8 protein-coding genes and 3 pseudogenes are annotated in these 8,481 nt (G+C 43.5%); 4 read left to right on the forward strand and 7 right to left on the reverse strand.

The window, feature by feature from the left end; translation table 11 throughout:
• The 6 genes from rsmB to gmk form a co-directional block, all read right to left on the reverse strand.
• Positions 1 to 1,344, reverse strand: coding sequence for a 16S rRNA (cytosine(967)-C(5))-methyltransferase RsmB (gene rsmB, locus BMZ95_RS01820; RefSeq protein ID WP_046922534.1), 1,344 nt, complete (start codon positions 1,342 to 1,344; stop codon positions 1 to 3).
• Entirely contained in the window at positions 1,344 to 2,291 is a 948-nt protein-coding gene (fmt, locus tag BMZ95_RS01825; RefSeq protein WP_046922533.1) for a methionyl-tRNA formyltransferase, read from the reverse strand. The genes rsmB and fmt overlap by 1 nt, the downstream gene beginning before the upstream one ends.
• 17 nt (positions 2,292 to 2,308) lie before the next feature.
• Positions 2,309 to 4,726: a primosomal protein N' gene (gene priA / locus BMZ95_RS01830; protein WP_041820013.1), complete on the reverse strand. Its 2,418-nt coding sequence runs from the start codon at positions 4,724 to 4,726 to the stop codon at positions 2,309 to 2,311.
• Between the two features lie 11 nt (positions 4,727 to 4,737).
• Positions 4,738 to 5,928 carry a bifunctional phosphopantothenoylcysteine decarboxylase/phosphopantothenate--cysteine ligase CoaBC gene (gene coaBC / locus BMZ95_RS01835; protein WP_046922532.1) on the reverse strand — a complete coding sequence of 397 codons (1,191 nt, stop codon included), beginning with the start codon at positions 5,926 to 5,928 and terminating at the stop codon, positions 4,738 to 4,740.
• An 88-nt stretch (positions 5,929 to 6,016) separates the two neighbouring features.
• Complete coding sequence (gene rpoZ / locus BMZ95_RS01840; protein WP_014073664.1) at positions 6,017 to 6,232, reverse strand: DNA-directed RNA polymerase subunit omega; 216 nt, start codon at positions 6,230 to 6,232, stop codon at positions 6,017 to 6,019.
• On the reverse strand, positions 6,229 to 6,855 hold the full coding sequence (gene gmk / locus BMZ95_RS01845; protein ID WP_014073665.1) for a guanylate kinase: 627 nt from the start codon (positions 6,853 to 6,855) through the stop codon (positions 6,229 to 6,231). Before gmk ends, rpoZ begins: the two co-directional genes overlap by 4 nt.
• 290 nt (positions 6,856 to 7,145) lie before the next feature.
• Between gmk and BMZ95_RS01850 the strand changes: the two genes are divergently transcribed.
• Positions 7,146 to 7,526 carry a hypothetical protein gene (locus tag BMZ95_RS01850; RefSeq protein WP_046922531.1) on the forward strand — a complete coding sequence of 127 codons (381 nt, stop codon included), beginning with the start codon at positions 7,146 to 7,148 and terminating at the stop codon, positions 7,524 to 7,526.
• Here the strand turns inward: BMZ95_RS01850 and tnpA are convergent.
• Positions 7,514 to 7,855, reverse strand: a pseudogene (gene tnpA, locus BMZ95_RS01855) (IS200/IS605 family transposase); the annotation flags it as partial. The gene BMZ95_RS01850 and the pseudogene tnpA sit on opposite strands and share 13 nt — an antisense overlap.
• Positions 7,856 to 7,858: 3 nt before the next feature.
• On the opposite strand from tnpA, the pseudogene BMZ95_RS01860 reads away from it, so the two are divergent.
• From BMZ95_RS01860 to BMZ95_RS01870, 3 genes and pseudogenes are all read left to right on the forward strand, one after another.
• Positions 7,859 to 8,002: pseudogene (locus BMZ95_RS01860) on the forward strand (zinc ribbon domain-containing protein); the annotation flags it as partial.
• Positions 8,003 to 8,156: 154 nt separating this feature from the next.
• Positions 8,157 to 8,255, forward strand: a pseudogene (locus BMZ95_RS10600) (transposase); the annotation flags it as partial.
• Positions 8,255 to 8,481, forward strand: a 227-nt coding sequence (locus tag BMZ95_RS01870; protein ID WP_159428730.1) for a helix-turn-helix domain-containing protein, incomplete at its 3' end; no start/stop codon positions are given. The pseudogene BMZ95_RS10600 and the gene BMZ95_RS01870, both read left to right, overlap by 1 nt.

Below are 8,481 nucleotides of genomic sequence, written 5' to 3' on the forward strand. Positions count from 1 at the left end.
TCATTCCTCTTTTTTCATCAATGTTGCGATAAAGAACCCGTCCGATCCGAAATCATCCGGATATATAGTCAACCCTAAAGTTTTTCTTTCATCTTTGATTTTAAAGCTTGTTTCTGTCTTGATCTGATAAAATTCAGGATGCCGTTTCAAAAAAGCATCCACGGTTGCTTGATTTTCTTCATTCAAAATCGTACAGGTACTGTATGTCAGTCTCCCTCCCGGTTTGACTAGTTCTGCAACCTGATCGAGAATTCCGACCTGAACGTCGTGCAAAGAAAGCGAGTCTTTAAAATGCTTGTCATATTTTACCTCAGGCTTTCTTCTCATCAATCCGAGTCCTGAACATGGCGCATCAATCAAAACTTTGTCAAAACTTTCTTCATCAAATTCCTCTTTTGCTTTTCTGGCATCCGTTTTTTTAGCCGTCACATAATTGGTTACGCCGCAAAGTTCGGCATTTTTCTCAATCAATCCGACCTTATGGGCGTGGATGTCAAGAGCATATACCCTTCCGCTGTCGAGAACGGCTGCAATCTGCATCGTTTTTCCGCCTGGGGCAGCACAACCATCCAAGACAACGTCCGTTGACTTAACGTCCATTGAATCCACTGCAAGCATGGCGCTTTCGTCCTGAACAGTCACCAAACCTCTTTTATAAGCATCGCTGTGAGGAATAAAACCACCGCTTACGCGCAGTCCAAGCGGTGAAACAAGACTTTTTGAAACCTTGAAACCCTCTTTTTCCAATGCTGAGACGGCTTGATGAACCGTATTTTTCGCAAGATTGACCCGAATGCTTTGGGACGGTGGCTCATTGATCGATTTTAAGAGACTGATGGTTTTTTCAAAACCAAGTTCTTCAGTCAGTTTTTCAACGAGCCATTTTGGCGTGCTTGATTCAATACTGATTTTTTCCGCAGAATCTTTGACGTTACTTGAATCGGGAAGACCTTTGCGCTCGATTTCGTGCAAAATTCCGGTCACGAATCGTCTGATTCCTTCGTGACCGTTGACCTTTGCAATTTCAATCGTTTCGTTGAAAATGGCACGTTTCGGGATCTTGTCAAGATACAGCTGCTGATAGAGAGCCGTTTTCAAAAGTTCGTAAACCCACGGCTCCACCTTGCGCCCGTTCTTTATGAAACCGTCAAGATAAAATTCCAAGGTGAGCTTTCGTTGAATGACTCCATAGACGATGTTTGTCAAAAGACTGACGTCTCTTTCATCAAGCTGGCTTTTTTTTATTGTCTGATTCAATGCCAGGTTGGAATATGAGCCGTTTTTTTCGATTCGCTCCAACAGTTTGACCGCCAAGAAGCGCGGGTTTCTATCAAGTTTTTTCATTAAACAATCACCTTTTGTCCAGCCTCAAGTCCCTTGCCGATTCCGTTCAGATAATCCGTTGCCTTCATTTTCGGTTTCCCGGCCGGCTGCAGCTCATTTATCCTGTAAACGGTACCGTCTGCTGCCGCCATCTTCAAAACGTGCTTTCCGGCTTCAACGACCGTCCCGCTGGCAAAGGCAGTTTTTTCATCCAAAACGGAAATATCCCAAAGTTTCGTGCGCTTTCCCAAAAAATCAGCAAAATAAGCACCCGGAGTCGGACGCAGCGCCCTGATTTTCCAATCAAGCTCGCGCGCGGTTGACTCAAGCGACAATTCTTCTTCTTCCGGTTTGATGGTCGGAGAAAAAACGACCCTCTCTTCATTTTGAGCAATCGGTTTGATCGTTCCGTCCAAAATTTTGGGAATCGTTTCAAGCAATGTATCGCGTCCAAGGATGCTCATTTTTTGAAAAACGGTTGCCGTATCATCATTTTCTTCAATCGGCATTTTTGCTTGCGCAAGCATTGCGCCGGCATCCATTTTCTTGACCATATAAATGATCGTCACGCCAGTTTCACTGTCACCGTTCATAATCGCATACTGTACTGGAGCCCCGCCGCGATATTTTGGCAAAAGCGATCCATGCACGTTGATTGCGGCCACTTTTGCGGCTTCAATCAGCTTGTTCGGCAAAAACTGACCAAATGCGGCCGTGACGATCAAATCTGGTTTCAATTCAATAATTCGGTCCATTTCAGCGCTTCCGGAAATTTTTTCCGGTTGCAAAACTTCTATTCCGTGTCTTACCGCTGTTTCTTTAACCGGGGAAGCAGTCAAAACGTGCTTGCGGCCAACATATCGATCAGGTTGGGTCACGACGGCTTTCACGTCATAGCCTTCCCTGATCAATCCCTCCAAGATCGGTGCGGAAAACTTCGGCGTTCCCATAAAAACAATTGATGTCATTTTATCTTTCCTTCCTGTTACATAAAGCTGATCGGATCACGGTCAATAATCAATTTCAGGCCCTTCGGTTCATCCGTCTGACTTCTGACCAAAAGATCCTGCAAATACTCTTCAAGTCGAGGTTCCTTTTTATATTCAATCACAATCTGATAATAGTAGCGATTATTCACACGCATGATGGCCTTTGGCGTAGGCCCAAGAATCTTTGCGGATTTGCTCAAAACCTGGCTCAGTTCCCTTCTTATTTCATACATCTTCCTACAGGCATCAGCTTCATTGTCATAGCTTGCGGTAATTTTGATCGTAAAATAGTACGGCGGATACCCCAAACGATGCCTGAGCTGCATTTCATAAGCATAAAAACGCTCATATTCCTGCGTGCACGCAAATTGAATCGCATAATGCTCCTTGTTAAAAGTCTGAATCACGACTTCGCCGTTTTTATCCGCACGTCCGGCGCGACCGCTGACCTGCGTCAAAAGCTGAAAAGTCTTTTCGCTTGATCGAAAATCAGGCAGTCCCAAGGCAGTGTCGGCATTCAAAACCCCAACGAGAGTGACGTCGGGAAAGTCAAGGCCCTTGGCAATCATTTGCGTTCCCAGCAAAATATCGGCCTCGTGCCGGCCGAAACGCTCCAGAAGGCGTTCATGCGCTCCTTTGCGCCGCGTAGTATCGACGTCCATTCGCAGAACTCTGGCATTTGGAAGCAATTCATGCAGTTGTTCCTCGACTTTTTGCGTGCCCGTTCCATAATAGCGAATCTTATTGCTTCGGCAGCTCGGACAAATTCTTGGAATTGACTCCTCATGCCCGCAATAATGACACTTCATACTGTGCGTATCCATATGAAGCGTCAACGAAATGTCGCAATTCGGACACTTTAAGACAAAGCCGCATTCTCGACACATGACAAATGAAGAGTATCCTCTTCGATTAAGCATCAAAACGACTTGTTCGTCTCTTTTAAGATGCTCTTTGATTTTCGTCAGTAATTCAGCTGAAAAATCAGGCGATGGCGCGCTTTTTAAAGCTTCGCGCATGTCAACAAGTTCTACGTGAGGCATCGGACGTCCGTTGATGCGTTTCGTCAAAAGCAAACGCTGATAGACGCTTTTTTGACCACGTGCCCTCGACTCCAAAGAAGGCGTTGCAGAACCCAAAACAACCGGGCAATGATGATGTTTTCCGCGCCAAATTGCCACTTCGCGCGCATTATAACGCGGCATTTCATCTTGCTTATAACTGGTTTCATGCTCTTCATCCATAATAATTATGCCAATCCGGTCAAGCGGCGCAAAAACAGCAGAGCGTGCCCCGACAACTACTTGCGCTTCACCGCGTTCGATTCTGCGCCATTCGTCAAAACGTTCACCATCGGAAAGCGCACTGTGAAGCATTGCCACCTTTGGTCCAAAACGTCCTTTGACGCGTCGGACCATCTGCGGCGTCAGCGAAATTTCCGGAACAAGCATCAAAGCCTTTTTTGAAAGCTTGAGAGCGTGGGCTATCGTTTGAAGATAAACCTCCGTCTTTCCGCTTCCCGTCACGCCCTGAAGCAGGAAAACATCGCTTTCTTCTTGCTCAATTGCCTGATTTATCCTTGTAACGCAAACGTTTTGTTCGGCCGTCAGCTTCCTTGGCGAAGATGATTCTGTTGTTGCGTTTTCTGAAGGATTTCGATAGGTCTCTTTTGAAACAAGACTCAGCCAGCCTGAGTTTTCGGCTTGTTTGACGTCATTTGACGTAAAGCTGTTTTGTTTTTGAAATTTGATTCTTTCAACCGAATCATTTCCAAGATCCAAGAGCTTTTCAAGCATCCGTTTCTTTTTGGTTGCAGTCTTTCTTTGGGCGTTTAAAAATGCAGAAATGTTTTCCGCAGTAATTTTTGACTTGATAAATTCAGTTTCTTTGACTCGTGCCCTGTCATTTACGTGATAGACGATTTCAACTTTATCTTTTTTGCGCAGTCCATAAATTTTCCGCCTGATTTTTGCGTCCATCTTGTCGTCAAAAGCCAAAAGGTTGTTTTGATCAAATAACTTCTTGATTTCCGGTTCGACGTTTTCATCCAGCAAACGAATGCTCTTTTCATAACCGGCACGCATAACGTTCGGCAGCATCGTCTGAAGACATGAAATTTTGAACGAAAACGTGTAATTTGCCATCCAATCCGCAAGCTGCAAGGCTTCTTCGTTTAAAACCGGCACAAAGTCCATCAAGGAAATTATTTTTTTGATTTCAAAATCCTCATCCGGCTTTTGATTTGAGACATCAAGCACGAATCCCTGTATCTTTCGCGATCCTTTTCCGAAAGGAACAACGCAACGCATCCCTGCCTGAATCTGCTCTTCCAATTCGCTCGGAACAAGATAAGTATAGGGTTTGTTCGTCTGCATCGTCGGAACATCAACGATTACTTGTGCGTAAAGACTCATCCGTTCACCCCTCATAGACTGGACAGCTCGCTCAAGACGTCTTGCGCGATTTTTTCTTTGGAAGTTTTGGAGATCTTCTTTTTAGCACCGTTTCTAAACAGCAAAAAAACCTCGTTTTCATCAGAACCAAAACCGACGTCCTTTCTTGAAACGTCATTTGCGACCAACAAGTCGACGTTTTTCTCAGTCAGTTTCTTTTGAGCATTTTCTAGCAGATTTTCTGTTTCAGCCGCAAATCCGACTAATTTTTGTTTTGTTTTCCTTTCGCCCAAAAGCTTTAAGATGTCAACGTTTCGAACCAGCCTAAGATTCCAGTTACCGTCAGATTTTTTGACCTTTTCGTCATAAAACTTCTCAGGACGATAATCGGCAACTGCAGCCGCCATGATTACGACATCAGCTTCTTCGTAACGTTTCAAAACTTCTGAAGCCATCTCATCGGCAGTAACCGTTTCGACCATCTCAACGCCGGGAATATCTGCCAATCTGACCGGGCCGTGAACGAGCGTGACGTCAGCACCAAATGCAGCCGCATTTTCAGCTAGCGCATAGCCCATCTTGCCGCTCGAACGATTCGTCAAAAAGCGCACCGGATCAATCGGTTCGACAGTTCCGCCAGCAGTGACAATGATTTTTTCCCCACTAAGATCAATTAGTTGCTCAGCTCTGCATTTTTCATCGATATACGAAAAAATTTCCTTTGGTTCCTTCATTCGTCCCTTTCCGGAATAGCCTTCCGCCAAAAAGCCATAATCAGGTTCAATAATCTCAATGCCGTCTGCTTTCAAACGTTTCAAATTTCTCTTGACGGCAGGATTTGTCAACATTTTCTCATTCATCGCGGGAACGACGAAGACAGGCGCATCCGTTGCGAGCAAAGACGTCGAAACCGCATCGTCTGCAATTCCGTTTGCCATCTTCCCAATAATGTCGGCCGTTGCCGGAACGACGACTGCCAAATCGGTCCAATCGGCAAGATCGATGTGTGCAACCTGAGAATCATTATTCTGATCAAACAAATCCGATACGACTTTGTTTTTGCAAAGCGTTTCGAACGTCAGCGGACTTACGAATTCAGCCGCGCTTTTCGTCATTGCGCAACGAACTTCATATCCATGCTTTACAAATTCTCTGACGCAATAAGCAGCCTTATATGCTGCGATTCCGCCTGTAATATAAAATGCTACGTGTTTTGAAGTCAAAATAAGCCCCCCTCATTCATGCTTTAATTTTACCACATTGAAGCGCAAAAAAAGAGACTAAGAAATTGCTTAGTCTCTTGAAACGCATTTATCCTTCTTGACCTTCAGATTTAATCCTGAGTTTTCCGGCCACGACCTCTTCCAAAGCACGACCAACGTTTTTAACTGACTTATATTCGCTTTCCTCAAGCATCGGGGATGCACCGGCATCCAGTTCATGCGCACGCTTGGAAGCAAGCAAAATAAGCGAATAGCGCGAATCAACGCGTTCAAGCAACTCATCGACTGATGGATATAAAATCATATCTCCGTTCCCTCCAGTTTTAATTGTTTTTTGTAATCAGGCAAGAAACGCTTTACGCGCCAACGTTCGGCACGAATAATCGTCTTGATTTTTTCGGCTGCTTTTGGTACTTCGTCATTTACGACCGCATAATCATAATTTTGCATCATTTCGATTTCACCGACGGCTTTTTTCATTCGCTTGTCGATTGTTTCAAGGTCATCCGTTCCGCGATTGACGATCCGTTGACGCAATTCCATCAAATCAGGCGGCGTTAAAAAGATGAACAATCCGTCCGGAGCTTTTTTGCGAACCTGCATTGCACCGTTGACTTCAATTTCCAAAAAAACGTCCTTGCCAGCATCCAACATTTCATTAACGTATTTTAACGGTGTTCCATAGTAGTTGTCAACATATTTGGCATATTCAAGCATGCCACCGGACCCAATTTCTTTTTCAAACTCTTCTTTTGAAACAAAATAATAGTCTTTGCCATTCACTTCACCGGGACGCATCTTCCTCGTCGTCATCGAAATTGAATAGTGAAAGTTGTTATCATCTTGAGAAAAAATTTCTTTTCGAACAGTGCCCTTACCGACGCCTGACGGACCGGACAAGACGATCAGCATACCTCTTTTAGCCATTGCTGCTAACCCCTCCAAAAATAGTATTAATTATTATATTGCACTTTTTACGAAGTATTTTCAACCCATCAGCGGATATTTGTCGCATTTTTACATATTTTAACTTGTTTTTTAATTTTAATTTAAGGATTTTGGAAAAGAGAGAAAAAGCAACAAATATCTTTGCCAAAATTACCGCCTAAAATAAGTGAACGTATTTTTGTTTTATTCTTGATTTTTCGAACTTATGTTTATATAATAAGCTTATAGTAAACAAACGTTCCTATTGGACTTTAAGGGGGATCAGAAATATGCTTAAAGCATTCCTTTCTCAGGAAAAAATATCTAAAATCAAGCAGACATTCAAAACTATCTTTGAAAACGGCAAAGATATCAAAAAGGAACCAAGCATGCCAAAAGAACAGCTGCGTCTGTTCATCAGTAAAGCCGCTCAGAACAAACAAGAGGTCATCTTGCAGCTTAATTGGACAGACGGAGAAATCGAAGAGGTCAGCGGAACAATCACTTTGCTGCATTCACGCACCGATGCCATTCTTCTCAAAAATAAAGCTGATCATTCTCTGGGATATCCGATCAGAATTGAACAAATCAATTACCTGTCTTTAATTATGTCTGGCCGGGAATCCCGTGACTTTAGTCATGGGATGGATAGGCCCTATCAAGCTCTGTAAGGAGCTTTTTTCATCTCATTGTATTTTTGATCGTTTATATATTTCTCGACCGTTTCTTTGCTCATATTGCCTGACGTGCTCATGTAGCAGCCAGGCGACCATAAATGACCATCCCAGGATTAGGACTGCCGAATTTACGGGTGTCGACGCAAGAAAATAAAGGCTCTTCTGCCTTTGAGCGCTTTGATGGCGCTAGTCGGTGCCTTGCCAGGCGGAAAGCTGATCAAGACATGAACATGGTCATGCATAACTTACGTTTCCTCGATTACGATTTCGTTATCCTCGGCCACCCGCCATAGGATCTTCTTCATTTCATTTGATAACTCATCAGCGGCTTTGTGATGGGGACTGATGATACTAAAAAGCTAACCTTGGCTGATCGTGAATGGACGTGTCCTAACTGTGGCACTCGCCATATTCGTGACTGGAACGCAGCTAAAAACATTCTTGATAAGGGAACAGCTAAACTATCCTAGCTTATCTGTCCCTATGGCAACCCGGGGACATAAAAGACATTGCCGCTGCATTTGGCAACGGGATTTTTTAACAACCCTAAAGGGGCGAGAATGCCCCCACTTCTCTAAGTGGGGGATGAATCGCCTCTTTTGAAGCACTCAGCGCTTCTTTTTTAAGGAAGCTTTTTGGACTAAAAGCTACTGTTTGATTTCCACTGGCGAAGTTTCAATTGACGTAATCAAACAATATATTGAAAGGCAAGGTCAAAAATAATGGTTTTAAAAGCGTTCAAATTGAGATTATATCCTAATAAAACGCAAAGCAATCAAATTCATGTTAATTTTGGTTGTGCTCGTTTTGTGTGGAATCAAATGCTTAATATGCACATTGAACGCTATAAAAACAATAAAAAGGCTAAATTTCAAGGCAGATATTCAATGGATGTCATGCTGAAAGCTTTAAAAATAGAATATCCTTGGTTAAAACAGGCAGAGTCTAC

The organism is Ligilactobacillus ruminis DSM 20403 = NBRC 102161 (genome assembly GCF_900113455.1).
Taxonomy (GTDB): Bacteria; Bacillota; Bacilli; order Lactobacillales; family Lactobacillaceae; genus Ligilactobacillus; species Ligilactobacillus ruminis.

Coding starts and splice junctions, on each gene's coding strand:
- rsmB (WP_046922534.1), bottom strand. CDS start 1,344: ATGAAAAAACTTGATAGAAACCCGCGCTTCTTGGCGGTCAAACTGTTG.
- fmt (WP_046922533.1), bottom strand. CDS start 2,291: ATGACATCAATTGTTTTTATGGGAACGCCGAAGTTTTCCGCACCGATC.
- priA (WP_041820013.1), bottom strand. CDS start 4,726: ATGAGTCTTTACGCACAAGTAATCGTTGATGTTCCGACGATGCAGACG.
- rpoZ (WP_014073664.1), bottom strand. CDS start 6,232: ATGATTTTATATCCATCAGTCGATGAGTTGCTTGAACGCGTTGATTCG.
- gmk (WP_014073665.1), bottom strand. CDS start 6,855: ATGGCTAAAAGAGGTATGCTGATCGTCTTGTCCGGTCCGTCAGGCGTC.
- BMZ95_RS01850 (WP_046922531.1), top strand. CDS start 7,146: ATGCTTAAAGCATTCCTTTCTCAGGAAAAAATATCTAAAATCAAGCAG.